General features: G+C 44.6%; 26 protein-coding genes. 16 read left to right on the top strand and 10 right to left on the bottom strand.

What is annotated here, in order from left to right; translation table 11 throughout:
* Positions 1-107 precede the first annotated feature (107 nt).
* The 3 genes from LN893_RS05970 (at position 108) to LN893_RS05980 (ending at position 1,909) form a co-directional block, all read left to right on the top strand.
* Positions 108-548 carry a hypothetical protein gene (locus LN893_RS05970; RefSeq protein ID WP_229968890.1) on the top strand — a complete coding sequence of 147 codons (441 nt, stop codon included), beginning with the start codon at positions 108-110 and terminating at the stop codon, positions 546-548.
* An 88-nt stretch (positions 549-636) separates the two neighbouring features.
* Positions 637-1,377, top strand: a complete 741-nt coding sequence (locus LN893_RS05975; RefSeq protein WP_229968891.1) for a hypothetical protein — start codon at positions 637-639, stop codon at positions 1,375-1,377.
* A 43-nt stretch (positions 1,378-1,420) separates the two neighbouring features.
* On the top strand, positions 1,421-1,909 hold the full coding sequence (locus LN893_RS05980; RefSeq protein WP_229968892.1) for a GNAT family N-acetyltransferase: 489 nt from the start codon (positions 1,421-1,423) through the stop codon (positions 1,907-1,909).
* A 204-nt stretch (positions 1,910-2,113) separates the two neighbouring features.
* Here LN893_RS05980 and def read toward each other — a convergent pair whose 3' ends face one another.
* A complete protein-coding gene (gene def, locus LN893_RS05985; RefSeq protein ID WP_229968893.1) occupies positions 2,114-2,683 on the bottom strand; it encodes a peptide deformylase in 570 nt (189 codons plus the stop codon).
* Positions 2,680-3,099 (bottom strand): Holliday junction resolvase RuvX, encoded by a 420-nt coding sequence (gene ruvX, locus LN893_RS05990; RefSeq protein ID WP_229968894.1) that lies wholly within the window; start codon positions 3,097-3,099, stop codon positions 2,680-2,682. The genes def and ruvX overlap by 4 nt, the downstream gene beginning before the upstream one ends.
* Positions 3,100-3,547: 448 nt before the next feature.
* On the opposite strand from ruvX, the gene LN893_RS05995 reads away from it, so the two are divergent.
* From LN893_RS05995 to LN893_RS06005, 3 genes are all read left to right on the top strand, one after another.
* Positions 3,548-5,206: a S41 family peptidase gene (locus tag LN893_RS05995; protein WP_229968895.1), complete on the top strand. Its 1,659-nt coding sequence runs from the start codon at positions 3,548-3,550 to the stop codon at positions 5,204-5,206.
* 226 nt (positions 5,207-5,432) lie between these two features.
* A complete protein-coding gene (locus LN893_RS06000) occupies positions 5,433-5,963 on the top strand; it encodes a hypothetical protein (protein WP_229968896.1) in 531 nt (176 codons plus the stop codon).
* A 17-nt stretch (positions 5,964-5,980) separates the two neighbouring features.
* Positions 5,981-6,358, top strand: coding sequence for a co-chaperone GroES (locus LN893_RS06005; protein WP_229968897.1), 378 nt, complete (start codon positions 5,981-5,983; stop codon positions 6,356-6,358).
* A 595-nt stretch (positions 6,359-6,953) separates the two neighbouring features.
* Here the strand turns inward: LN893_RS06005 and LN893_RS06010 are convergent.
* The 5 genes from LN893_RS06010 to LN893_RS06030 form a co-directional block, all read right to left on the bottom strand.
* The gene (locus LN893_RS06010) at positions 6,954-10,727 is read right to left on the bottom strand and encodes a S8 family serine peptidase (protein ID WP_229968898.1); all 3,774 of its coding nucleotides are present in this window, start codon (positions 10,725-10,727) and stop codon (positions 6,954-6,956) included.
* A gap of 570 nt (positions 10,728-11,297) precedes the next feature.
* Positions 11,298-12,272: a porphobilinogen synthase gene (hemB, locus tag LN893_RS06015; protein WP_229968899.1), complete on the bottom strand. Its 975-nt coding sequence runs from the start codon at positions 12,270-12,272 to the stop codon at positions 11,298-11,300.
* A gap of 114 nt (positions 12,273-12,386) precedes the next feature.
* The gene (locus LN893_RS06020; protein WP_229968900.1) at positions 12,387-13,988 is read right to left on the bottom strand and encodes a rhomboid family intramembrane serine protease; all 1,602 of its coding nucleotides are present in this window, start codon (positions 13,986-13,988) and stop codon (positions 12,387-12,389) included.
* A gap of 145 nt (positions 13,989-14,133) precedes the next feature.
* Complete coding sequence (gene rocD, locus LN893_RS06025) at positions 14,134-15,375, bottom strand: ornithine--oxo-acid transaminase (protein WP_229968901.1); 1,242 nt, start codon at positions 15,373-15,375, stop codon at positions 14,134-14,136.
* 149 nt (positions 15,376-15,524) lie between these two features.
* Positions 15,525-15,848 carry a hypothetical protein gene (locus LN893_RS06030; protein WP_229968902.1) on the bottom strand — a complete coding sequence of 108 codons (324 nt, stop codon included), beginning with the start codon at positions 15,846-15,848 and terminating at the stop codon, positions 15,525-15,527.
* 100 nt (positions 15,849-15,948) lie between these two features.
* Between LN893_RS06030 and LN893_RS06035 the strand changes: the two genes are divergently transcribed.
* The 8 genes from LN893_RS06035 to rimO all read left to right on the top strand — a co-directional run bounded on the left by LN893_RS06035 (position 15,949) and on the right by rimO (position 20,876).
* On the top strand, positions 15,949-16,122 hold the full coding sequence (locus LN893_RS06035) for a C1orf53 family protein (RefSeq protein WP_369427658.1): 174 nt from the start codon (positions 15,949-15,951) through the stop codon (positions 16,120-16,122).
* Positions 16,123-16,247: 125 nt separating this feature from the next.
* Entirely contained in the window at positions 16,248-16,487 is a 240-nt protein-coding gene (gene rpmB, locus LN893_RS06040; RefSeq protein WP_187032041.1) for a 50S ribosomal protein L28, read from the top strand.
* A 390-nt stretch (positions 16,488-16,877) separates the two neighbouring features.
* A complete protein-coding gene (gene rpmG / locus LN893_RS06045; RefSeq protein WP_115566930.1) occupies positions 16,878-17,066 on the top strand; it encodes a 50S ribosomal protein L33 in 189 nt (62 codons plus the stop codon).
* A 2-nt stretch (positions 17,067-17,068) separates the two neighbouring features.
* Complete coding sequence (locus LN893_RS06050) at positions 17,069-17,221, top strand: DUF4295 domain-containing protein (protein ID WP_229968903.1); 153 nt, start codon at positions 17,069-17,071, stop codon at positions 17,219-17,221.
* A 116-nt stretch (positions 17,222-17,337) separates the two neighbouring features.
* The gene (ftsY, locus tag LN893_RS06055; protein ID WP_229968904.1) at positions 17,338-18,297 is read left to right on the top strand and encodes a signal recognition particle-docking protein FtsY; all 960 of its coding nucleotides are present in this window, start codon (positions 17,338-17,340) and stop codon (positions 18,295-18,297) included.
* Between the two features lie 11 nt (positions 18,298-18,308).
* Complete coding sequence (locus LN893_RS06060) at positions 18,309-18,830, top strand: carboxypeptidase regulatory-like domain-containing protein (protein WP_229968905.1); 522 nt, start codon at positions 18,309-18,311, stop codon at positions 18,828-18,830.
* A gap of 140 nt (positions 18,831-18,970) precedes the next feature.
* Positions 18,971-19,405 carry a hypothetical protein gene (locus LN893_RS06065; RefSeq protein ID WP_229968906.1) on the top strand — a complete coding sequence of 145 codons (435 nt, stop codon included), beginning with the start codon at positions 18,971-18,973 and terminating at the stop codon, positions 19,403-19,405.
* Between the two features lie 157 nt (positions 19,406-19,562).
* On the top strand, positions 19,563-20,876 hold the full coding sequence (gene rimO / locus LN893_RS06070; protein ID WP_229968907.1) for a 30S ribosomal protein S12 methylthiotransferase RimO: 1,314 nt from the start codon (positions 19,563-19,565) through the stop codon (positions 20,874-20,876).
* Positions 20,877-21,205: 329 nt separating this feature from the next.
* Here the strand turns inward: rimO and LN893_RS06075 are convergent, their stop codons facing one another.
* Positions 21,206-21,586: a PH domain-containing protein gene (locus LN893_RS06075; RefSeq protein ID WP_229968908.1), complete on the bottom strand. Its 381-nt coding sequence runs from the start codon at positions 21,584-21,586 to the stop codon at positions 21,206-21,208.
* 398 nt (positions 21,587-21,984) lie between these two features.
* On the opposite strand from LN893_RS06075, the gene bshC reads away from it, so the two are divergent.
* A complete protein-coding gene (gene bshC, locus LN893_RS06080) occupies positions 21,985-23,562 on the top strand; it encodes a bacillithiol biosynthesis cysteine-adding enzyme BshC (protein WP_229968909.1) in 1,578 nt (525 codons plus the stop codon).
* Entirely contained in the window at positions 23,562-24,134 is a 573-nt protein-coding gene (locus tag LN893_RS06085; RefSeq protein WP_229968910.1) for a 5-formyltetrahydrofolate cyclo-ligase, read from the top strand. Before bshC ends, LN893_RS06085 begins: the two co-directional genes overlap by 1 nt.
* Before the next feature lie 11 nt (positions 24,135-24,145).
* Here LN893_RS06085 and LN893_RS06090 read toward each other — a convergent pair whose 3' ends face one another.
* Both LN893_RS06090 and LN893_RS06095 read right to left on the bottom strand, forming a co-directional pair.
* Positions 24,146-25,219 carry an endonuclease/exonuclease/phosphatase family protein gene (locus tag LN893_RS06090; RefSeq protein ID WP_229968911.1) on the bottom strand — a complete coding sequence of 358 codons (1,074 nt, stop codon included), beginning with the start codon at positions 25,217-25,219 and terminating at the stop codon, positions 24,146-24,148.
* A 261-nt stretch (positions 25,220-25,480) separates the two neighbouring features.
* Positions 25,481-26,479, bottom strand: a complete 999-nt coding sequence (locus tag LN893_RS06095; protein WP_229968912.1) for an aldo/keto reductase — start codon at positions 26,477-26,479, stop codon at positions 25,481-25,483.
* Positions 26,480-26,723: the final 244 nt, after the last annotated feature.

Raw genomic sequence — 26,723 nt, forward strand, 5'->3', positions numbered from 1 at the left:
CTACTTAACAGCGGTCCAGTTTTTCGGGGGGAGGTCACACCTATCACTACAGGTCCAATAAAAAAATAGACCGTCTTCGTAAAAAAAGATTCGATGGACTTCCTGAATTGCATAGAGCCGCAAAGAACAAGGGCCTTTTCGTTAGAGAGTATCCATGTTACCAAAGAGAATTTGAACCAATTAAATCAGAACTTGACGCAATCAGTAAGCATCTAAAGGTAAAAAGGCAAGAAAACAAAAAACGATTTAAAGCCCTGGCAATTGGGGATACCATAAGAGTTCCGTTTGGTGGCACTTTCCGTAGTGACGGAACAGATAGAACTAGTTTGACTGTTTTTTCATATGTTGTAGATGGGAGTGATTTTAAGTGCCTGATAGAGGGAGTAGTTCTTGATAAGAACAAACGAAAGAATGGCTTCAACATAGTTTACAGAATTATAAGTACAAATCTCTGTAAATACGATTCAATAATTTATAACAGTAAGGACATCATTCCTGGAGAAGTACTTACTCATAATATGAAGTATTTCAAAATTGTAACTAAATAAATACTATTGCCAACGTTGTGCATAAGTCATGCTAAGGCCGATGGCCTTGCACATCTCATACACGAGACCGTTGCCAGTAACTTGAACTATGATAAACGAATACGAAAATACATTACGAGAACTAATCACTTCTTTGATTGGTAGTAGTGACACATCTAACTACAAAGTATCACCAGAAAGAATAGAAAAGTGGAAGGAGAAACGGGAAATAGAAAAAAAGAAAAATAAAGGGATACTGCTAGAGCCAAGACTGATTTATTATTCTGATTTTTATGATATAAATACAATAATTGAGAAAAATTGGGACATATTTTCACCTATTCTAAATGACAAGAAACGGTTCTCAGTTTTCTTCAAGGAAATAGAACAATTTAGAAATACGCTTGCTCACGGAAGAAAACTGATTGCAAGTCAAGAAAGTCTCCTATCAGGAATTTTGATGGATTTAAAAAACGCAATAACAATATTCCACAATAAAAATCATATGAAAGATGATTATTTCATTGAACTTATAAAAGTTTCTGACAATCTAGGAAACTTTTGGGGTAAATCTGTATTTGAGAGAAGTGGAAAACCAAATTTAAAAGTTGGTGACCAATATGAGCTCCTTATTGAGGCGAATGACCCCAAAGACAGGAAAATACAATATGAAATACTAACACTAGGACTTAACTTTTCTTTAAAACAAGAATCCAATAGATTTATCTTTCAAATTGGCAAGGAACTTATAGGACAGAATACATTGCTTTTAGTAAAAGTATCCACTCCTGATTCTGAATATAAGAATGAAATAATGCGAAAGATTTCAATTATAGTATATCCTGAATAATACTCTCACCGTCATTCAAAAAAGGCAAAGGAGACGAGGTAATATGAAAATCAGAAAAGCAGATAAAGTACTGGATTATGAACAAATATGGGACATCTTTTTTCAGGTTATCAAAACAGGAGACACCTATGTATTTGACCCAAATACCTCAAAAGAGGCGTTAGACAAGTATTGGCTTGCAGACTACATGGACACCTTTGTTGCCGTTGACGACAATGACTTGGTAATAGGAACATATATCATCAAACCTAACCAGGTTGACTTAGGTAACCACATAGCTAATTGCAGCTATATGGTAAAGCCCAATTATCAGGGCAAAGGAATTGGCAAACTTATGTGTGAACATTCCATTGAGTTTGCTAAACAAAAGGGGTATTTCGGTATTCAGTTCAATATCGTCGTCAGCACCAACACAGGGGCGGTAAACCTTTGGAAAAAGTATGGCTTCGAAATCATAGGTACAACTCCGAAAGGTTTTCGGCACAAAGAATTAGGATTAGTGGACACGTACATTATGTTCAAAAAATTATAAGCAGGCTATCATTATTTGATCATATTAGTAAGTATAAGCCTCACGTAGATGCTAACATGAAAGAAAACAAATGCTAGTCTATTGCTGCCTTAACGCTTGCTCTGCTACAGGCATCAGCTACAACCTAATCTATAACTATAAAATACAAAAGAGCCTGCCACTTTACAGTAGCAGGCTCTTTTGGTACAGTTCAAAACGTATAGGCTATCGTCTCTTGCTCAGTGCAGGAAACTTCATGCGATAGTCAGAGTCCACTTCACCTTTCGTTATTTTTGCCAGTTTATTCTTGATCAGGCGCTTCTTCAGGCCAGACAGGTAATCTGTGAAAAGGATACCCTCCACATGGTCGTATTCGTGCTGAATCACACGGGCTGTCATGCCATCGTAGGTGTCGGTATGCTCGTTCCAATCAGTATCGAAGTAGCGGATCACGATGCGCTCAGGGCGATACACTACCTCACGCACACCAGGGATGCTTAGGCAGCCTTCCTCAAAGCCCCACTCTTCGCCATCTTCCTCTATAATTTCTGGGTTGATGAAAGCTTTTTTCACGCCTTTGCCCTTGTCTTCTTCATCCATCATCGGCTCAGAATCAATTACAAAAAGGCGAATACTTTTACTAATCTGCGGAGCTGCCAGGCCAACACCGTGCGCGTGGTACATGGTGGCAAACATGTCGTCCACCAGCTCATTCAGGTCAGGAAAATCTTGGGGTATATCCTGGGCAGGCTCTTTTAAAACAGGGTCGCCGTAGGCGGTAATAGGATAAATCATAATATGTTTCTGCTTTCTAAATACGATTGTAAAATAATGGCAGCACTCACGCGGTCTACCGTGGCTTTGTCCTGGCGGGCCTTCTTCTTTAAGCCCCCTGCCAACATCGCTTTCTGAGCCATACTGGAAGTAAAACGCTCGTCAACGGTATGTACTGGCACACCAGGAAAATCTTTCTGCAACTTGCGCACAAAGCCAATTACATGTGGCGTGGCATCCGTTGCTTCACCGCTCAGGCGGCGAGGCATACCTACCACAATAGCCTCTACAGGTTCGCGCTGCATGTAGCTCTTAATATAAGTCAACACATCTTTAGCATGAACGGTTTCGAGCGGAGAAGCTATTATCTGCAACGTATCTGTTACAGCCAGACCCACACGCTTGTTTCCGTAATCAACTGCTAAAATTCTACCCATTGTACTGTCTTATAGCGCGCGCTTTAGTGCATTTGTAGCTACAAAGTTAGCTTATTAATTCGTAAACTGGGAGCCAAGAAAGTTTTGCCTGCTACAGTTTTAAACAAAAGGTAAAATTTATGCTAAGAAACTGTTAAATTGAGATTGCAGTTGTATAGTAGGAGGTAAGGGTAAGTTTGAAAGAGAACCACTTTTTTCTTCCTCAAATATGAAGGAATCAGCGAACACGAGATCAATTAGCCGTTGCCAGCAACAAGGTACTTTTTCTAAATTGATTTTAAATCAGTGCAATTATGAAGAAAAGATAGACAAAAGCGTGGCGGGCAGTATGTAACTTTCGGTATTTAGCACTTGTATTAGTGGTGTAATCAGATCGAAATAATTTTGTAGGAATACCATGCCTGCACTCAGTAGAGAAATTTAACGATCATTTACCACAGAACTGACTATGGAAAATAAAGATATAGAAGAGCAAAGAGAGGTAAAGAATTCTCCTTTTCAGGTAAAGCTGCCATTGTTTATAGCATTGGCTTTGGTGGTGGGTGTGTTACTAGGCGCTACCACATTTTCTCCGTCTAGTATAAATCCTCAGGGCACTGCAAAGAGTTACCTTAAGTTCCGCGACATACTCAGCTACATAGACCGCGACTATGTTGATACCGTGGATACCGAGGAACTCACAGACTACGCCATCAGCCAAATGCTTAAAAAGCTGGACCCGCACACCTCTTACATACCCGCCGAGGATATGGCCATGGCAAGGTCTTACTTAGAGGGTGATTTTGACGGAATAGGTGTCGAGTTTAACATCTTCAACGATACTATTTATGTTGTAACGCCGCTTAGCGGAGGGCCTTCGGAAGCGGCAGGTATACAAACAGGCGATAAAATAATTAAAGTGGATGGTGAGGATGTGGCAGGTATCAACATCAGCAACGAAGGCGTGTTTAAACGCTTGCGTGGCCCGAGTGGCTCTAAGGTTGAACTGATCATACAACGAAATATGACGAAAGAACCGCTTCATTTTACCATAAAGCGTAGCAAGATTCCTACTTTCTCGGTAGATGTGAACTATATGGTAGACAAGAATACGGGTTATATAAAAGTTAGCCGCTTCTCTGCCAATACGTTCGAAGAATTTAAGGAAGCCCTGACACAGTTGAAAAAGAAAGGCATGAGCCAACTGATCCTGGACCTTCGTGGAAACCCAGGAGGCTACATGGATCACGCCATCCGTATGGCTGATGAATTTCTGTCTGGCAAAAAAATGATTGTTTACACCGATGGCAAAGGCACGAAGTATGATTCCGAGTCTTTGGCTCGTACCAAGGGTGCTTTCGAAAACGGGCCACTAATTGTGCTGGTAGATGAGGGCAGCGCCTCCGCCGCTGAAATTGTAGCGGGTGCCCTGCAAGATAACGACCGGGCATTAGTTGTTGGTCGCCGATCTTTTGGTAAAGGCTTAGTGCAAATGCCTATTCCGTTGAACGATGGTTCGGAGCTTCGCCTGACCATTTCCCGCTACTACACCCCAAGCGGGCGTTCTATCCAAAAATCTTATGAAAAAGGTGCCGAAGAGTACCAGATGGATATGATGAACAGGTTTGAGCGCGGCGAATACTTCCACCCCGACAGCAGCTTGTTTGTAGATTCGCTAAAGTATAAAACGGCCAGGGGTAGAGTAGTGTATGGCGGAGGCGGTATTATGCCAGATGTATTTGTGCCTCGCGACACTTCTGAGCTGTCGGGCTACCTGAGCCAGTTGTACAACAAAAATGTAATTCGGGAATATGCGCTGGATCATTACCAGGGTAACCGCGAGAACCTTGAGCAGATGCCTATTGAGCAGTTTAAAAAGAACTTTGAGGTATCTGATAAAATGCTGCAAGAGGTGATAAGACTTGCTACAAAAGCTGGCGTAGAGTATAAGGAAGAAGAATACAACCGTTCTAAAAACCTGTTGCGCAATAATGTAAAGGCTTTTATTGGACGTAGCATTTACGGTAACGAAGGCTTTTATCCTGTTTTACACGAAGCAGATGAAGAGTTTCAGGAAGCTCTGAAACAGTTTAGAAGAGCTGAAAGGTTGGCGAAAGGAGGCGCTTAAACCGTTAAACTTCGGTTTTGCAGCTGCCAGTCTATAGTTGAATGCTAGTAGGTTTAACAGCAAGAGGAGGCAATTAGTTAAGTTGCCTCCTCTTGCTGTTTCCAGAGCCACGACTAAGTTAAGGGTTTCAACGCAGTATTTCTCCGCGCGTATCATTATCTTTGTTGTCCGAGTTATACTATACTTTAGTAGCTTTTCGCTAATTTTTACCCTTACTATTACCCTTATGATGAAGAGATTATTTTTTGTAGCTATGGTGCTGGTCGTGTTAGTAGGCACAGCGTGTGAGAAAATAGACAAGCTCCTTACGTTTTACATAGAGGAGGAAGAGACGATAGAAATAAATTCTCAATTTCCTGTAGGCGTGGTTACTCCTTTGTCCCCCATAGCAATTCCTACAAACTCAGAAGAAACTTTTAAGAACAATAACACACGTGCGGAGTTAGTAAAAGATGTTTCGTTAAACAAGCTGACCTTGAGCATTTCTAACCCTCAGGACGAGAATTTTGATTTTCTGAAAAAGATTGAAATTTACATCAGCAGCGAAGGAGAGGAAGAAGTTATGATTGCTTTTCTGGAGGAGGTCCCGAAGGGAAAGAGTAGCATTCAACTTGTTTCTACCAATGCTAAACTAGACAAGTATATAAAAAGCGATAGATACACCATCCGGACGATGGCCGAACTTGCTAAAGCAATAACAAGGGATGTGTCTATTAACGCGAATATGTGGTTTAAAGTAACCGCAGACCCATTATAATTATGCATACATTACCCATGAGGATTTCTGAAAAGAATAAGTTAGAGAAAATTATCATAGTTGGTGACCGTGTCCTGATAAAGCCAAAGTCGGCGAAGGACCAAACCAAGAGCGGCTTATACCTGCCACCTGGCGTACAGGAAAAAGAAAAGGTGCAGGAGGGATACGTGATGAAAGTAGGCCCTGGTTATCCTATACCAGCAGACTATGGTTTCGACGATGAGTCTTGGGAGCAGGAAGAGGAGGAGGTGCGCTATATACCGCTTCAGGCCAAAGAAGGCGATCTGGCTATTTACCTGCAACGCGATGCGATTGAGATAAACTACCTCAGCGAGAAATACTACATTGTGCCGCAGTCAGCAGTACTTATGCTGGTGCGCGAAGAGGATCTTTAATCGTTTTTCGCAGAGAATAGCTGCAGTTAAGGCAGTATCAGTAAAACAACAGGCTCCACATCCAAGTCAGGATGTGGAGCCTGTTGTTTTATATCAAATCGTATAAAGGAGCTTCCATTGCTCTAAACATTCTACAAACTAAAAGTCCCTCTGCAACTGGTGAAGTACACTGCTCCCTGCTGGCTTTTCGCCTCGCCAGCGGGCCCTTACTTTTCTCCTTGATGAGAAAAGTAAGCAAAAGAATCAAGAAGATTTTGAACTCGCTGAACGCTCAAACAAAAAATCGTCGTTGGTGCACCTGGCAAAAGCTTTATGCTCTGTAGGAGAAAGGTAAAACCTTATTTGTTATACTGATATGGAAGCTACTAAACACTAACTGGTATCAAAAGGCATTTACAGCTGTTTAGGTTTATCTCGCTTTACTACTTTACCAAAAATTGCTAGACTTAGACTTCCTGCCAATGAAGAATAAAAGCTCCCCTCCTTTGACAAGGAGGGGTAGTTAGATACAGAGGCCGTAGATATTCTCAAAACCTATCATTCTTACAGAATAAAGGGAATATGAGTGTCTACACCAAAGCGAGCCGCCAAACTCCTAGTGCTGCACCAGGAGTTTCTTAGAGTACGATTTGTCGCCGTGTCTTACACGCAGTATGTACACGCCGTTAGCTCTATCAGATAAGTTGATAAAGCCCTCGTATTGGCCGTAGTATTCTGTTACTTTTCCTGTGGTAAGGATCTTGCCCATCAGGTCAGTTACCTCAAACGTAATATCTTCTTTTGCACTTGTCTCAACCTCTACTCTAAAGCGGCCACTGCTTGGGTTCGGCGAAACAACCAACTCAGGTCCTAGCTCTCGTATGCCTGGTTTATAGGAGAAAGTATACGTCATTGCCATATCTGAAATACAGCCATCTTTCACCACCATAACGCTGTAGTTGCCACTTTCAGTTGGTGTATAAACCTGGCCTGTTGCGCCCGCTATAGGCCTGTTATCAAGGTACCACTGGTTGCCGGTGGCATAGCTAGAGACTAAAGTCTGGCCGTTGCGCGAAATAGTGGGTTCATTGATGGGTTGTCCTGAAACAATGTTCACGGCTACCCTCGGGCTTTGGCACCCTAAACCACGGACTTTCAAGTCGTAGAAATAGTAGTAATAGCTTTGCGGGTTGGGGTTTGCAGTAGTTCCTGTTATGGTTAACACATCAGACAAACCGAAGGGGTAACCTGCTACACCAGAATTATTTCTGAAAATGGTGGCGCCATTCTCATAAGCAATAGATATACTATAATCACCTGCTGCAGGAATTTCCAGTCCTAAATAATAAACAGCTCCCTGGTCATTAGGGTCATTCGGCACGTTGCCTGCTGCAGGCGTTGTACGGGTAGGCTGCACATAAAGCGTACGCGAAGATACTGGTGCTCCATTATCGTTGATTACAGTAAACGTTATTTTGCCCTCGTGGCCAATATACAGACGAGCACTTTCTAGCAGCATCGGAGCCTTAGCCGTGAGCAACACCGAAGGAGTAAACTGGTTATAGCCGCCGTCTGAAGCAAAGTTTTTAGTTGCTGGGCCTATGGTTCCTGTGTAATCATTAAGAGCTGCATATAAGGTGCTTCCTAATTGTGGGCTTGCAGGAATTTGTGTTAGGTTGCCAGCGGCAATAGGCCGTGTTGCGGTAGGCGAGTCGTACCAAAATAAAGTACCATTCTCTTCACCCGAAAGCGTGTACTGTGCAGCGGAACCGCAACGGAAAGCTGCCGCAGTGGTTGGTGCTGCGATGCTACCTCCAACTTCAAAAGTTTGGGACAGGTTATTGTTCGCTACTCTGGCATCTTGCGGTAACGAAGTGCTAGCCTCTAGGCTATACGTTGCGTTTGCTGCCAGCGGAGCATCAAGGCTGAAAGCAAGTTCGCCCTCTGTATAAGGCGACAAGGTGCCTGTAAAAGTAGTGTTTAGCACAATAGTTTCTGTGCCAGCACGGCTTACCGTTATGGTTACGGGTACGTTGCTGACAGGGGAGGTGCCGTTGTTTCTCAATCGGATGGCAGCATTCTGTTCAGCGCCAACACAAAAGCCGCCAGGAGGCAACACAATAGCTGATACCTCTACATCGTAACTTGGTCTTACAACTCTAAGAGAAAAATCGACAGTGCCTCCGCGCGCGTATGTGCCGCAAGCACTTACTTGTGTAGGAACTGACGTTTCCTGTGCTACAAATCGGGCTCGCACAAACTGACCTGGCACTGCAGTGCTAGGTACCTGTACTGTGCCTGTATAATTGCCAGTGGCATCAAGTACTCCTGAGTTGATTAGCTCTTCGCCTTCATCGTCAAAGTCTCCGTCGTTATTCCAGTCTGCAAAAGCTTTCAAAGCTGTGGGAGCAGGTGTGCCGTTGCAGAAGCCTACATTCAAGGAGACAGGAAGCGTTTGGTTTGGCTCAACCATGCCAACAATAGCAGTCTGGTCCTGAAAGTTGCTGCCGCAACCTTGGGTATTACTGTAGTTGAAGCCAGCAAAACTCAGTTGCTGTACTTTGGCGCCCTGTTCAGCCGATGAATTGCTGGCGCAGTAGGTGCTACCGCCAATTCCGCTCAGGAGCAGAGAGTATTGCTGTGGTCCGCGTTGCAGTGTGCCTTTGTGCGTAACAACTACCGTGTATGTTTCTCCAGGCTTTACAGCCGTTAGTTCGAACTTCTCAACGTTATCCAGCACATTGTCGCCTTGCTGGGCAGGAGCTGCAGGGTTAAGCGGTGTAAGCACCCAAGGCGACTTAACCAGAGTGCCTTTATGGTAGAGGCGTACATCTAAATCGTTTACAAGCTTAGGAGTACGGTTATTAAGAGCAGTAGTACCTGTTGCCACAGCAGTGGCCTCTGGGTCAGTCCAGGATAAAGTAACGGTTAACGGACTAGCTCCGGAAGCCACTACCGCCATGCTGTAACTTTGGCCCTGCGCCAAACTGCGTTCCTGTATGGCGGTAGCCCCACCAACCGTAGAGATAAAGGAGGCGGCCCGCTCAACGTTCAGCAACCCCCAGCCATACCTGTAATCAGGGCCAAGGTGGTCGCCAGCCTCATCTGCTGTATGAATGGCAACACCTTTAAGCGTAGCAGCTCTCATAAACCCACCGTTATTCAGATTGCTGTAGTGCTCCTGCAACAAAAGCATAGAACCTGCCACATTCGGGGTGGCCATGGAGGTACCGTTTAAAGTTTTATAGGCTCTGTCGTTGTCGCTAGAGCTTGACAGCACAGAGACACCGTTTCCGACAATGTCTGGTTTTATACGTCCATCATCTGTAGGGCCAAAGGCGCTGAAGATAGAAATCCTAACGTCTGAGTTTTGTGCGTAACCGTTAGAAATCGGCTCGACGGCTCCTACAGTAAGCACATTCTTAGCTGTTCCGTAAGTAGGAATAATATCATAGCTGTTGTTATTGCTGATAGTAGCTGGCCTGCTTCTTACAAGGTCGAACTTCCCAGAGCTATTACGCTGGAAGTATGGTTTGCCCACTTCGGGTCCGTTTTCAGAACGATTGTTACCCACCGATTTTACGATGAGGTAGTAAGGGGCGTTAAAAGCAATATGGTCCCATTTAGAGGAGGCATCGTCGTAGTAGCCAAAGCGGTAATCTTCTGTTTTGCTGATGTCGGTGTTTCCCCACCACTCCCAGTAAGGATCTTCTTCAGTGCCTTCACGGTCGGAGTTATAGCGCCAGCCTGCTATAGAGCCATAAGAGTGGTTAGAAACAAGTAAGTTTGGTGCCGCAGCAGCCATCTCCGATACATCGTTCGTAAAGTCGTAGGCTGCAAGCTTTGTTACGCCAAACGCCATTCCCTTAGCTAATGGGTTTAAGCCTGTTGCTATCAATGTGCCTGCTACGTGTGTTGCATGGTCGCTTATTTCTTCAAGGTTATCTTTTTGAATGACACGGTCTCTTAATTCCTGGTGTGTCCTTCTTACGCCTCCGCCATCCCACATAGCCAGTTTTTGCGCTACCGAAATGCCTGCTCCGCTTAAATTTAAGCCAAGCGAGCCGCCTGCCCATACCTGGTTTGTTCTGGTAGTGGCTGCTGCACGTGAGTTGTTATACGTAATATAGTAGATCGGCAATCCTTGGCTGTCTATTCCTTGTAAAGAAACATGGCTTCCGTCTGAATAGGTTTTTTCTACAACCCATCCATGTTGCTTTGCAAGCACAAGGGCTTTGCTATAGTTGGCTTTAAAATCTTTTTCAGCATCAACAGCAATGCGAGATAGCGCTGCCTTATCTGCCTTGATGGGTGTAATATCTTGCTGTGCATGTGCTGTTACTGTAGCAGCAAGAGCAAAAGCAAAGAGGCAAATGCTTTTAATCCTCATATATGTAAGCGGAATATTTTATTACCGTAGTGCTGAACAAGTTATAAATAAATCTGATAATAACAGCCATCATACTAAATGTGCTGCAAAGGAAACCGCACAACCAACGTTCTGGAGCTGGTTTCGAATTCGGAAAATATCTCACCGGTTTGGTTCAGAGAACAAAGAATTTCGTTTCCTTATACTTTAACTTTCTCTTAACAAAAGTGTGTGGCTATAAGGTTTACATTTGGGCTGTGATACAGCTACAAAATAAAACTATGAAACAGTAACCCCTCCTTATAGCGCTGCTCTTGTGTCTTAGCTTGGTATTAGGAGCAGCGCTAGGGCAGGAGCAAAAGTGCAAGCAGTTAAGCTCTTCTGACACCTCTGCTCAAAGTCAGTTCATTTTGAAACCTGAAGAAGGTATTATCTAAAAGAGATGATAGGAGAAACAGGTATTGTGGGGCCGAAGCTACAGAAAGCTGTGGCTAATGTGTTGCCAAGCAATAGCGGATAAAGAAAGCAAAAAGCCTCTGCAGAGCGTAAGAACACGCTTGCAAAGGCCTCTTATAGTGGTAGTGTATCTGATTATTTTTTACTCAGATACTGCGCGTATTCTTTGGCGAAATAGGTAAGAATAATGTCTGCGCCAGCACGTCTTATACTTGTCAGAATCTCAATCATGGCTTTTTCGCCGTCTACCCAACCATTCTGAGCCGCAGCTTTTACCATGGCATATTCGCCACTGATGTTGTAGGCAGCTATTGGCAGGTTAGAATTGTCGCGAAGCAGCTTTATCACATCGAGGTAAGACAGCGCAGGTTTCACCATCAGGTAATCGGCACCTTCAAGGGTATCCAACTCTGCTTCGATCAAGGCTTCGCGGCTGTTGGCGTAGTTCATTTGATATGTTTTCTTGTCGCCTGCTTTTGGAGCAGAGCCTAAAGCATCGCGGAACGGACCGTAAAAGGCACTGGCATACTTAGCAGTATAGGACATGATCGCCACTTTCTGAAAGCCATTTTCATCCAGTACTTTGCGGAGATGTCCAATACGGCCATCCATCATATCGGAAGGAGCCACAATGTCGGCGCCAGCCTGTGCCTGCACCAGAGCCATTTTGCCTAGTACTTCCAGCGTTTCGTCATTTAGAATCTCGCCGTTTTCTACAATGCCATCGTGCCCATCAGAGCTGTAAGGGTCCATGGCTACGTCAGTTACCAGGGCCACATCAGGAAATTCTTTTTTGATGGCACGAATGGCACTCGGAAAAAGTCCCTCGGGGTTATAGCTTTCTTTGGCGTACTTGTCTTTCTTCTCTTCGGGTATACTCGGGAAAGGAGCAAATACCTTGATGCCTAACTCCACACAGGCTCTAACTTCCTCCACTAAAGTATCGATGGAGTAGCGGTAGATGCCTGGCATAGAAGGAATCTCTTGTTTCTGGTTCTCGCCCTCGATGATGAAAAGCGGGAAAATTAAGTCTTGCAGGTCTAAGGTTGTTTCCTGCACCATATCTCGGATCGCCTGCGTCTGGCGGTTACGTCTTGGTCTTCTGATCATGCCTTTAAATTCTTTACAGAAATTGTTCTAAATCATGTTAAGACAAAGGTACGGCTTAAGGAGTGGAATTGAAATGAAGTATGGGGTTTATTGGTGTGGCTCAGGTACTCTGGCCTAAGCCGAGGTATATTTCTCTTGCTCCTCTTCTGGTTCCAGGTAGTCCTCATGTTGGTTATAAATGGAAAGATAATAACCGAAACCAGCAGTAAGGCCTGCTGCCAGGCCACCTATGTGTGCGCCATTGTCAATGCCTGCGCCTGCTAAGCCCATCACTAAATTTATAGCGACAAATAAGCCAGAGGTAATCAGCAAAGATTTATTCATTTGCCCAGGTAAAGCTTTAACAGTTAGTAAGGCAATAACAAAACCGTACAAGCCGAAAATGGCCCCAGAAGCACCTACACTGATTGTTCTGTCGTACCACCAAATGCTGGTTAAGCTTGCTGCTAAACCTAAGGTAAGGTATAAAACCGCAAACTTTACTTTTCCCAGATACGGCTCCAGCAAGCTCCCTACAAACAGTAGCGCCGCCATATTCATAACAAGGTGCATAATGCCTCCGTGCAAAAATACGTTGGTCATCAGGCGCCACCAGTCACCCTCCAGCACAAGCGGTTTAAAGTTAGCTCCCCAACTTAACAAGTCTTCGCTTTCAAACGTCAAGAACCCAGCTCCTGATAATGTCATCAAAATAAAAAGGAGTAGGTTTAGGTCTAGGATGAGTGGTGTAACAACGTAATCTTTTTTAGGGATGAAGATGGAGAAGAACTCCTGTAGTTCGGTGTCTTTTTGTGGTTTCCCTGCTAAGAATTTTTTAAGCTGAAACGGGCGAAACTTTGCTAGCGAGATCATCAGTAACCATACTGCGGAGCCGATGCCAAAAGAGCCGAAGATCCAGGAAAGCTTATTCCCGTTTCTTGCGGCATAAGGCTGGTGCACAGGTACCAGAATAACTGGCTCGGAGGTGGTATAAAAGCTGCTTTTCCCTTTTACAGCTGTACGGTATTTATCCAGATCAGTGCTGCTGCCAATTCTGTCGAGGTACTGGAACTGCGCTGTGTTCTGAACCTGGAACTCTTCCCACGATTCCTGCATAAACTTCTGGTAAGCTGCCTCTTTTCCTTGCGGCGACAACCTATTGCTGACCTGGTGAGAAAACTTGACGCCCAGCCAACCTTGTATGGGCTGTGTGGAGATGGTATCGGCAGCAGCGCCTAAGATGGGCACAACAGCATGTAAATAAAAGTTGAGATACTGGTTGTTCTTGCCGCTTACTTCAGAATAAGGAAATATCTGAACATTAGCCTTATCCAGATAGTAATCTTCTACTGTATAGTAGCGGGAGAGCTTCTGCTGACCGATCTGATTAATGTTTTCCACTTGTACCAGTTTGCCGGTGGCAGTAACTATGTAATGCTGTGCAACTACAGCTGGAATACATAAGGCAATAAGCGCAATGAATTGAAAGAAGCCTGGCAAATCGCCAGTTTTAGTTTTAAGTTTTAGCAGCTTAAGGCGTTTTCGGAGCCAGATAAACACAAAGAGACCTGTAAAAACAGCTGGCAGTACAAACTCAACAACAATGTTTTTTAAATCTAAAATTCTGTACTCCAGTATCAGAAGCCAGTGCAGGAAAGTATAGGTGGCTGTAAAACCGATGCCCCAAAGTACAAAAGGTAGAAAAAGAAGTTTTAGCTTCAGTATTAAGTTGTTCATGCTGCTTCGTCAGAGTAAAAAATGGAGGCAAAATATAGCAAAACTCTGATTTTTGCAATGCATCTGGTGTTACATAGTTTTCATAAAAGAACAAGAGCCGAACTATAGCTATAGTTCGGCTCTTGAAGTAAGTGTGTCGGGATTACTAGAAGTTAAGTATAACCTCCTCGATGATATCGCAGCACTCATGCAGTTGCTCTTCTGTGATAACCAGTGGTGGCGCAAAACGGATGATGTCGCCGTGGGTTGGCTTCGCTAGCAAACCTTTCTCCATCAGGGCCACACACACATCCCAAGCGGTACGCTCATCATCAGTTGGCTCTATAACAATGGCATTTAACAGGCCTCTGCCGCGCACTAGTGTAACCAGTTCAGGACGCTTGGCCTTCAGTTGGTTCATGCGCTCACGAAACACTTCGCCAAGTCTGTGGGCATTTTCCACCAGGTTCTCCTCTTTCACAACTTCCAAGGCTGCTATGGCCACTGCGGCTGCCATAGGGTTGCCGCCAAAGGTAGAGCCATGTTCGCCAGGCTGTATGCACAGCATAATATCGTCGTTGGCCAACACACAGGAGACTGGCAGCACACCACCCGATAAAGCCTTTCCTAAAACCAAGATGTCTGCTTTAACATCGTCGTAGTAACTGGCCAGTAGTTTTCCGGTGCGGGCAATACCTGTTTGTATCTCGTCGGTTATCAGCAATACGTTGTACTGTTTGCAAAGCGCCTGAGCCTTTGCTAAATAACCTTCGTCTGGTACTACCACGCCTGCTTCGCCTTGAATAGGTTCTACCATAAAGGCGCAGGTGTTCGGGTTTTCTTGCAGGGTTTGCTCCAGCGCATCAATATCATTGTAAGGAATAACCTTGTAGCCTGGCATATAGGGGCCAAAGCCATGCGTAGAATCTGGGTCTGTGGAGAAAGAAATGATACCCGTGGTACGGCCATGAAAGTTGTGGTCTACCACTGCAATCTCGGCATTATGAGGCGCAATTCCTTTTTTCATGTAGCCCCACTTGCGAGCGAGTTTGATGGCTGTTTCCACAGCTTCGGCGCCTGAGTTCATGAACAAAGACTTGTCGTAGCCAAAGGTCTCGCAGATGTATTGCTCCGCTACGCCAAGTTTATCGTTGTAGAAAGCGCGTGAGGTCAGGTTTAACTGTTGAGCCTGCTGCACCAGCGCATTTACAATTTTAGGATGGCAATGGCCTTGGTTAACGGCACTGTAAGCAGATAAAAAATCATAGTAGCGTTTGCCTTCCACATCCCATAGGTGCACGCCCTCGCCACGCGAAAGCACCACTGGCAATGGGTGGTAGTTGTGCGCACCGTATTTGTGCTCTATGTCAATAGCTTGTTGGCTGGAAGAAATAGTTAATTTATTCATAGTTCGTTATGGGTTTATATAAAAGAAGCGCCTGAAAAACGGATCGTGTTTAATAAGGAGTTTTCTCTTAACGGAAAAAAATGTATTGTTTGTAAAAGTAGCGAAACAGGGCATACTTCAAAAAAAGCAGCTATGCCCACCTCCATCGTCTATGCCATTTGTCGGAAGCGGCTAAAAATAGCCGCAAAGCCTTCTGGGTCATAGTAGGCGTAGGTGTTGGTTAGGATACCCAAATGGTTGCTATCGGTCTTACAGGCAAAAACCTCACGCTCGCCTGCCACTGTGTCTGGAGCTTGCACCAGGTGCCGTTCCACAATCGTGATGCTTTCGGGAGCTAGAGTCGTGTCTAGCTCAGGGCATACAATTTCGTTTTGCTGTATGCTGAGGGTGTGAATAAAGCCTCGGCTACGCATATCTTGTATAGCCTCGCTAAATGTTTGGTAGGTAACCATAGGCGTTTTAACATTTGACATTTTATCTATAACGAGAGCCATACGTTAGTGTTTACAAAGGCTATCCTGTTTTGCCTGTAGTTGTATAATTGCCTTACTTTGTAGTTCAGAAAGCTAAATCGTGAGCCAAATTCTAACCGAAGGAGAAGATTATTACCTGAACGAGCAGGGGTTGATGGTGTTTACAGCCAAGTACCACCTAAAGCGAGGATACTGCTGCCAGAACGGATGCAGGCATTGTCCTTATGGCTTCAACAAGAAAAAGCGGGAAGCAGAGAAGGGGAAAAGTAAGTAAGGAGGAGAGGGGGCTATAGGAGTTTTAGAGGCCGCTTTTTAAAAATATTTTCTATTGCTTTGACTTTCTGTATCTTTTTACGGATATTTGCACCCCTATTGAAATAATTTAGAAGAAAATACAAGATGGCACGAGTTTGCGATTTAACAGGAAAAAGACCACAAGTAGGTAATAACGTATCTCACGCTAATAACAAGACTAAGCGTAGATTTTATCCAAACCTTCAGAAGAAGCGTTTTTACATCCCTGAAGAGGATGCATGGATTACACTTAAAGTTTCTACTTCGGCACTGAGAACCATCAACAAGAATGGTATCACAGCGGTATTGAAGAAGGCGGTAGAGCAAGGTTATATCCTTTACTAACTAGCCTTTGGCTATTGTGCTGCTTGCTTAGCTGCCTTAACGGATGTTTAAGCATTAAAAAGCCATAGCCTTAGCAAGCCATCTGGTACTTTAGATAAGATTTCACTGGCAACGGAGAGAGGTGTTTGTTTAAAACTGCTGCCTCGCTCCGTTGCTTTTTTTGCCGAAATCGTTGTGCAGGGTGTATATTTCTGTAAGCGGAGAGTGGTAGCAGTGCAGAACATGTAGTGTTGCCAAGCTTTAGAAACCATCTCTGACATTAGAAAGTTGCTGGATTTAAAGTGAAAGCGAAGGTTACGTTGTGAACCTTCGAAAAAAAACTATAGTTTGTTTGTAGTTAATGATTTAAGCTGCTATATTTGCAGTCCAAAATAAAAAATTACTGTTGAGATGGCTAAAAAAGCAAAAGGTAATAGAATCCAGGTTATTATGGAGTGTACAGAGCAGAAGACTACTGATATACCTGGAACTTCAAGGTACATCACTACCAAGAATAGAAAAAATACGACTGAGCGTCTTGAGCTTAAGAAGTATAACCCGAATTTGAAGAAAGTTACTGTTCATAAAGAAATTAAATAACCATGGCTAAGAAGGTAGTTGCAACCCTAAAGACCGCTACAGGTAAAGATTGGGCAAAAGTTATCAAGGCTGTTAAGTCTCCAAAAACTGGTGCTTACACCTTTAGAGAGGAAATGATACCTGTTGACAAAGTACAAGAGTACTTAGCAAAATAATACAGCCTACTCTACATTTATATAGATACAATACATGAAGAAGTCCCATAATTGGGACTTTTTTAGTATATTACCGTATCACCGAGATAGTCTTCATCCTACTTAAAACTACATAAATGGGAATTTTTGACTTTTTCAGCAAAGAAAAGAAAAAGGAATCGCTGGACCAGGGGTTAGAGAAATCGAAGTCGAACTTCTTTGGCCAGTTGAGTAAAGCCGTAATGGGTAAATCTACGGTAGACGTAGATGTGCTTGACGAGCTAGAGGAAATTCTGGTACATGCTGACGTCGGTGTAGACACAACGGTAAAGATTATAGACCGCATTGAAAAGCGTGTAGCTCGTGATAAGTATGTAAGTACAGACGAGCTAGACCGCATCTTGCGCGAAGAAATAGCCGCCCTGCTGGAGGAAAATAACTCTGGAGACGGTGCTAATTTTGAATTGCCTGCCAATATAAAGCCATATGTAATTATGGTGGTGGGTGTAAACGGCGTAGGTAAAACTACTACTATTGGTAAACTGGCTTCGCAGTTCCATAAGGCTGGTAAGCAGGTAGTATTAGGCGCTGCCGATACCTTCCGTGCCGCCGCCGTAGATCAGCTTATCATTTGGGGAGAGCGTGTAGGAGTGCCTGTGATATCGCATGGCATGAACACTGACCCTGCTTCTGTTGCTTACGATGCCGTGAAAAAAGGCGTTGAAATGAATGCCGATGTGGTAATCATTGACACTGCTGGCCGTTTGCACAACAAGGTGGGCTTGATGAACGAACTTTCGAAAATAAAGCGTGTGATGCAGAAAATAACGGCTGATACACCACACGAAGTGCTGCTGGTATTGGATGGTAGCACTGGTCAGAATGCCGTAATGCAAGCCCGTGAGTTTACTAAAGCCACCGATGTTACCGCCCTTGCCATTACAAAACTAGACGGTACTGCCAAAGGAGGTGTAGTGATCGGTATTTCAGATGAGTTTAAAATTCCTGTTAAATACATCGGGGTAGGCGAGAAAATAGAAGACCTGCAGCTTTTTGACAAGCACGAGTTCGTGGACTCTTTCTTCTCCCGCAAGTAAGTATAGTTGGCATGGCAAAGCTCCTGCTGTTACCGTTGGCGCTGCTACTCTCTGGCTGCAACGGCTCTAAAGCTGTTCAGGAAGAAACGCACTATGAAATGGAGCAAACAAATGCAGCCGCTGGTGTAGAAAAGCAGGAGCAGCAAATGGCAGTAAAGGAAGGTATAACAGGCAAAGTGCTGTGGCAGTCGGGTAACCAAATGCCATCGCCCGATGCACCACAGAGCCGCAGCAAACGAGGTGTACAGCGCACGCTTTACATCTACGAACTAACCAATAGCTCGCAAACCACCACAACAGATGGTGTTTTTCACACCAATATTCAAACAGATTTAGTCACTCAGGTTGCTACAGCAGCAGATGGCAGCTTTACGGTTAGTCTGAAGCCTGGCAGGTACAGCCTTTTCACTAAAGAAGAAAATGGACTTTACGCCAACCTTTTCGACGGAGAAAACAACATTTTTCCTGTGGAGGTGAAGAAAGGGGAGTTGACAAACGTGGAGTTCCTGATAAACTACAACGCCCATTATTAGTAAGCTGAGATAAGGTTTTCAAAAAAAGTGGGGTTACGCAACATACTATGGCGTTGGAGAAAGTGTGAAATCCTTCTGCCCTTGCTGGTTTACGCTAACTTATACGTTATAGACGGATTTGCCCTATAAGATTACCTACAGTGGATGTAATTAAGTTTGGTTTGATGGAGTTAGCACACGATGCAGACTCTAATATGCTAAGTGCTCAGTGGTCGGATGATTTAAGTGTAGAATCGGCTCAGTTTTTACAGTCCATCGTCTATTTATTCAAAGTCGTTCAAGAACGAAATGTTGCCAATCTAGTAGTGGATTCTGGTGTTCCAGCAGGTGGTGTGCTAACCGAGGAGGTTTTACATTATTTTGTTAAGCATATTTCCAACACTCCTCTCCAAAAAATCGCAATTCTGGAATCTCCTGATTACCTATGGGACAATAATCTGTACCAGGTTATTCAACTTCTGATATCTAATTATCAACTACCGATCAAAGTTAAGTTGTTGAAGTCACAAGCTGATTGCCTTGAGTGGTTTTCCCAATCGTGGGAAATGCTTTCTGCTAATACAAATCCATTGTAACTCTAGCTTTGCTCAGAGGCAGGTATAGTTACTTAGAGTCCCTCTTTTATTTGCCAAACATATTGTACCTTTGCAAGCTGGTTTTCAAAACGAACCATTCTGGCTTGATAAAGGTTTTTATAATTCAAAGCGCATTTCATTAAATAGATATAAGTAAGTGAAAGTAAGAACACTTAAAAAAGATAAGGTAAACGTCATCACATTGGGTTGCTCTAAAAACCTGGTGGATTCCGAAGTACTGATGGGCCAGTTGCGTGCCAATGCCATGGACGTAGCGCATGAGTCTGATAAAGACGATTCCAACATCATTATAGTGAATACCTGTGGCTTTATAGATAACGCCAAGCAGGAATCCATAGATACCATTCTGCGCTACGCCGATGCCAAAGAAGCTGGGCAGATTGATAAACTATACGTGACAGGCTGTTTGTCGCAGCGTTACAAAGATTCTTTAGAGGCTGAGATTCCGCAAGTGGATGCTTTTTTTGGTACCATGGAGATGCCGCAACTGCTGAAGAAGCTGGAGGCAGACTATAAGCACGAGCTGATCGGTGAACGCTTAATCACGACACCTTCGCATTTCGCTTACTTTAAAATTGCTGAAGGTTGTAACCGCCCCTGCTCTTTCTGTGCCATACCTTTGATGCGCGGCAAGCACGTAGACCGCCCAATTGAGGACTTGGTGAAAGAGGCGAAGCGCCTGGCAAGTATGGGCACGAAAGAGCTTATACTCATTGCGCAGGACTTAACCTACTACGGTCTGCAGCACTACGGTGAGCGCAAGTTGGCTGACCTGCTCCGCAATCTGTCGGATGTGGAAGGCATCGACTGGATCAGAATGCAGTACGCCTACCCGTCGCAGTTCCCTATGGAGGTGTTTGATGTGATGAACGAGCGTGAGAACATCTGTAAATACTTAGACATGCCGCTGCAGCACATTTCAGATAACATGTTGAAGACCATGCGCCGTGGCATCAGCAAGCGCAGAACCATAGAGCTAGTAGATTCTATCCGCCAGCGCGTGCCTGATATCGCTTTAAGAACAACCTTAATTGCTGGTCACCCAGGCGAGACCGACCAGGATTTCCAGGAGTTATACGATTGGGTAGAAGAAACCCGCTTCGACCGTTTAGGTATTTTTACCTACTCCCACGAAGAAAGCACCCACTCCTTCACGTTAGAGGATAACGTGCCAGACGAGGTGAAGCAGGACCGTGCCGATGCTATTATGGAGTTGCAGCAGGGCATCTCAGTAGAGATGAACGAGGAAAAAGTAGGCAATACCTACAAAGTGCTGTTCGACCGCAAAGAAAGTGGCTATTTTGTAGGCCGTACCCAATACGATTCTCCTGAGGTGGACAACGAAGTACTGGTACCAGCTACCGATACGTATGTGCGCATTGGAGACTTCGCTAACGTGAAGATTACGGATTCTTCGGATTTTGATTTGTATGGGGAAGTGGTGAAGTAGACCTCCCGTATCAAATATGAGACTTTTAAGAAGCCCTGCAAGTGAAGCTTGCAGGGCTTTCTGCTTTTTGCTAAAACTGTTGAGTCCAACCACCCCTGCCCCTCCTTGTCTAAGGAGGGGAGCCTGTAATTTCTTCATTTTATCACTTGTGCTATTGTTAAAGGAGTTGTCACAAATTTTATGGATGCTATCATTCTAAACAGAATAAGTTTGATAGGATCTCTGTATTGAAGCCTAAATAGCTGCTATTCAATGTAAGGAAGAAGCATTAGTAGTAGTGCTCCCCCCCTTAGACAAGGAGGGGCAGGGGTGGTTGGATATTCAGGAGGTCATTTCAGCACATACCTGCTCAGCACTTTATACGCCTCATTCACATTATCGCCTTTGCGGAATTCCTGCTTTATAGTTGGCTGCGCTTCTCCTGTAAGCCAAATCTTCAGTTCGGCATCAAAATCCATCATGCCTGCACTTTCTTTTGAGAACATCTTGATGCTGGAGTAAGGTATGCTTTGGTAATCGATTTTAGAACCCGTAACGCCTTGTTTGTACACCATAATCAGGCGCTTGTTCGTGAACACCAGCATATCGCGGATGAGCTTGAAGGCCTTCTCAATCTGCTCGTCAGCCAGCAAGATTGGCTGAAATTCTTTATTTACCTTTTCGATGGAAACCTCGGAGGCATGCCCCATTAATCCATTTAATAGTCCCATAGTTGTAGTTGATTTGATAGTATAAACTTGTATACGGTGGCTGTGAAGAAGTTGTCTGAATCAGGATTTCCAAGATTTAAAGATTAACAGATTAACAGATTAACAGGATAGATGACTTGTATACCGTAAGTCCTAATGGTGCAATCTAATTTTGAATTTCTAATTGATATAAAGGTGCAGCAACTTCACGAAGCTTAACCAAGAAAATCCCACTAATCTAATAAATCCTAACTCAGACATACACCCTGCTATACCTGCTTTCTATCGTAGCATCTGCGAAACCGAAAATAAACAACTACTTTTGTGGGGTGGCGGCAAAGGCTTCTTCTTTGCTGTAAAACCCTAAAGCGGCCTCAGCTGTTTAAGAGGCTTAAAACGCATCTTCAGAAACCTTGCAGATGGAAGTATCAGACATGAAAATTACCAAAATAGACTACGCCGCTACAGGCGCATTCTCCCAAACTATAAGCGATTACCTTTCTCGTAGCCCGCAACTACAGCCATTCTACAACCACTTTCCTACTTTGGAGGCTTTTGAAGCCCAGATAAAAGAGAAAAGCTTTAGCCAGGAACAGCGACAGGTGCTGCACCAGGCCCTACTGCAGCAGTATACTTCCCTCACCGAGATAGACCCGAAGGTGCAGCAGAACATCGATTTGCTGCTGGAGCCGAACACGTATACCATTACCACGGGGCATCAGCTCAATATTTTTACAGGGCCGCTATATTTTGTTTATAAGATCATCACGGCTATAAACACCTGCACGCAGCTGAAGGAGAAGTACCCAGAGCACAATTTCGTGCCCGTGTACTGGATGGCCACCGAAGACCACGACTTTGCCGAGATCAACCACTTCAGCCTGTTTGGGAAGAAGTATAGCTGGGAGACGGAACAAAAAGGTGCTGTAGGAAGATTTACAACTGAAGGATTGGAAAAGGTACTGGAGGAATTGCCAGAGGCGTATCCTATTTTTGAGGAAGCTTACCGCAATAGCAAGAACTTAGCAGATGCTACGCGTGCCATCACGCATGCTTTGCTGGGCGAGTATGGTTTGGTAAGTATAGACGGCGACGATGCAACTTTAAAGAAAGCCTTAACGCCTTTTATAGAAAAAGAGCTGACCGAAAACTTCTCGAATAAGCTGGTGGGAGAGGCGAATGCACAGCTGGAGGAGCTGGGGTACAAGCCACAGGTATTCTCTCGCGAAATAAACCTGTTTTACTTGCAGGATGGGCTACGAGAGCGTATCGTGCAGGAAGATGGTAAAAATAAAGTACTGAATACCGACATTAGCTTTACGCAGGAAGAAGTGCTGAAACTGGCGCAGGAGCACCCTGAGCAGTTTAGCCCAAATGTAATACTCCGCCCGCTGTACGAAGAGCTTATACTTCCGAACTTAGCTTACATAGGTGGTGGGGCAGAAGTAGCGTATTGGTTCCAGCTAAAGAAGGTGTTTGAGGCGTATGAAGTGGCTTTCCCTGTGCTGATGCTGCGCAACTCGGCGCTGTACATAAACCGTGGTAATGCTAGCCGTATGCATAAGTTAGAACTGCAACCAGAGGAGCTGTTTCAGGATTACCAGGAGCTGAAAAAGCAGCTTTCGAGCCAGATACACGAAGAAGAAATAAACCTGGAGGCGCAGCGCGACACTATAGCTGCCGCTTTTGCGGAGGTAGAAAAGCTTGCCGAGGAAATTGATCCAACCTTAGTAAAATCGGTAGGAGCTGAGGCACAAAAAGCGCATAATGCCCTGCAGATGCTGGAGAAGAAGATTTCCAAAGCCAGAGACGCCAAGCATGAGCAGACGTTTAAGCAGCTGGAGAACCTGAAAGATAAACTGTTCCCGAACGGCAGCCTGCAGGAACGCCACGACAACCTACTCACCTATAAAACTAACAACCCTGATTTTATACCTGCTCTGGTAGAAGCTTTCGATCCTTTCGACCTGAAGTTCACGATACTGGAGGAGGAGTAATGCTGAAAGCGGAGCTACGGAAACAGATGCTGCAGCAGCGGCGTGCGTTGCCAGCTGAAGAAGTACAGCAGCGCAGCCAACGCATTACGGATCTGTTTTTTAGGCATTTTCCGCTGCAAGAGGGGCAAACGGTGCATGTGTTCCTGCCGATCATCAAAAATAACGAAGTAAACACCTGGTACATTATTGAGCAGCTGCGACAGGGGCACCCTGAGGTGCGGGTGGCGGTGCCTGTAACGGATGTAGCTCAAAATGTGCTCACGCACCACCACCTAACAGATGAGGCAGTGCTGGTAGAGAATGCCTGGGGAATTCCAGAACCGCAGCATGCTCACATTATACATGCCCAGGAGGTAGATGTGGTGCTGATTCCGTTACTCGCTTTTGATAAAGCAGGGCACCGCGTAGGCTACGGTAAAGGCTTCTACGACCGCTTCCTGGCAGATTGCCGCCCTGATGTACTGAAGGTCGGTTTATCCTTAGAGCCTCCAGTAGAAAGTATCACTGATCCTAACCCGTTTGATGTGCCGCTGGATTTTGCTATCACGCCACAGGGTATTTGGCCTGACTAACTATAGCCAATTTAATCTTCCTGTGCCTCTTCTTTGCCTTCCTGTATAGTCTCGGCTGCCTCTTTGGCTGTATCTTCATCTGCTTTTGGCTCCTGCTGTTCATACTTATTTTCTGGAGCAAAACTCAGCTTAATGTAAATAGGGAAATGATCCGACTCAATATCGTGCAGCCTTTCAAGGTGGATCAGCTTAAAATGATCTGAATGGAAAACATGATCCAGGGGCCAGCGCAGCAGCAAGTAGTTCGCGTTGAACGTGTTGTAAAGCCCTCTGCCAATGCGCGGGTCCAGCAGGCCGCTCACTTCCTGAAACAACTCGGTGCTCCGCGACCAGGCCACATCATTAAAATCGCCTGCTACTACCACAGGGTATTCTGAGTCGGCAACATCTTTGCCAACCATTACAATTTCGGCATCGCGCTTTTTGGTATTGGCAGATTCGGCAGGCGCAGGTGGTTTGGGATGCACCGCATGTAGCTCTACCCAAATACCGTTGCGGAGCTTAACATACGTTTTTATAGAAGGAATATCTTTATCAAGAAGGTAATTTACTTTTTTCTGGCGCAGCGGCAGTTTGCTGTACAGGTGCATGCCATAGGTATTGCTTAAAGGTATTTCAATACGATAAGGGTATTTTTGAGTAGCGGGTTCTATAGCTTTTTGCCAAACAGAGTCTGTTTCGAGCAACAGTAAAACATCAGGGTTCCTGTCCTGCGTAAGCGCAATCAGTTTGCCGTACGCTTCGTTTTTCATGAATACGTTAGAAACCATAATACTTAGTTCGGTTCCCTGGCCAGAAGCCTGTTTTACCTGCTCTTGAGCAAAAAAGGTATACGGGTAAATATTGATGGCCTGGTAGATAACAGCAATGGGCAACCCAACTAGCAGCAGCTTGTCGCGTTTGCGGTGTCTGGTGCCCAGCCACAGGTAAAGCAGGAAGGTTACCAAGGCAATGAACAAGAGTTGCAGACGCGGATAATCGAAAACGCGTACGTACCATGCTTCAAAAGTGAGCAGGGGCAATGCAGTGGCAAGTATAGAGAAAGATGCTATTGCCTGTACTAATGTAACAGCGGCTTTCTTCATGTTTGCGGATGGTGGGCTGTGGATGGCAGCAAATGCATAGAGGTTTGTATTATTTATCTGTTTTCTACAATATAGCTAGACATTAGCAGTATTTACTTTTTTGAAATTTTTATACCTGAATCTACGACTGTTTTGTCAGAATATGTGTGCTTCATATTTAGCTTCATGGTTTGGTAAACAAACGTTCACGCCTGTATTAGAGCAAACAAAAGGCAGCCACTAAACTCTAGCAGCTGCCTTTGCACAAAGTATAAATATGCCTTACGGTTTTACCAGCTCCAGCTTATTCAGTTCGTCTGTGATAAAGCTGATCTCATCCTGGCTTAGCTTTATGTTGATAGCCTTGGCATTTTGTGTAGCTTGATCGGCGTTGCGGGCACCTACCAAGGCAATGGTTATACCTGCTTGCTCAATTGTCCAGCGGATTACCAGTTGGGCCAGGGTAGCTTTTTTCTCGTCGGCCAATGGCTTTATTTTTTGCAGGAAATCGTCTGTACGTTTTAGGTTTTCGTCGTTGAAAAAGTAGATGTTGGCCCGGTGGTCGCCTTCACTGAACGTATAGCCTGGCTTCATTTTACCTGTTAATAAGCCCCTCTCCAGTGGGCTGTAAGCCAATATAGCTTTATTGTTTTCGAGGCAGTAAGGCACTACATCAGCCTCAATATCACGCTTCACCATACTATAAGGCACCTGGTTCGAGGCCAGTTTTACATACTTCTCAGCCTCCTGCATCTGCGCCACATCGTAATTACAAACACCTGCCTGGCGTACTTTTCCCTCCTTTATCAGCTGTGCCACAGCCTCCATTGTCTCTTCGATAGGCGTTGTTACGTCTGGCCAGTGAATCTGGTACAGGTCAATGTAGTCGGTGCCGAGGCGACGGAGGCTGTCTTCGCACTCTTTGATGATGCTGTCGCGGCCCGCATACTTATGCACATCAATGTCGTTGCCATTGTTGTCTTTGCTCTTCATTGCAAGCTCTCCTTTGTTCAGGTCCCAGCGCATGCCGTATTTGGTCAATATCTGCACTTTGTCGCGTGGCAGGCCTTTAATGGCTTCGCCAACGATCTCTTCACTTGTGCCCTGTCCGTAGATAGGAGCTGTGTCAATAGAAGTAACGCCTAAATCGTAAGATGCTCGGATGGCTTCCACGGCGTCTTTACGCTCAGTGCCGCCCCACATCCAACCGCCTGCTGCCCATGCTCCAAAAGTAACTACTGATACCTCTAAGTCTAATGTGCCTAATTTTCTGTATTCCATGTTTGTTTTTGTGATGGTTAAAAATTGTTCTGCTCCTTCAAAGAAAGAGCCTCAGGTTAGTTAAAAACGGCAGGCAGCACGATAGGTTTATGTGTGGTTTGTGGGAAGATTTGTTTAACTATCTATTGTTTTAGCTCGGAATAATAAGAGAGCAGTGGCAACAAAGGTAGTTTACTCTAGCAGCTTATAAACAAAAAGCCTCTCCTGATGCTACAGGAGAGGCTTTCCGAGGTGTAGAAATCAA

The organism is Pontibacter harenae (genome assembly GCF_020907245.1).
Lineage (GTDB): Bacteria > Bacteroidota > Bacteroidia > Cytophagales > Hymenobacteraceae > Pontibacter > Pontibacter harenae.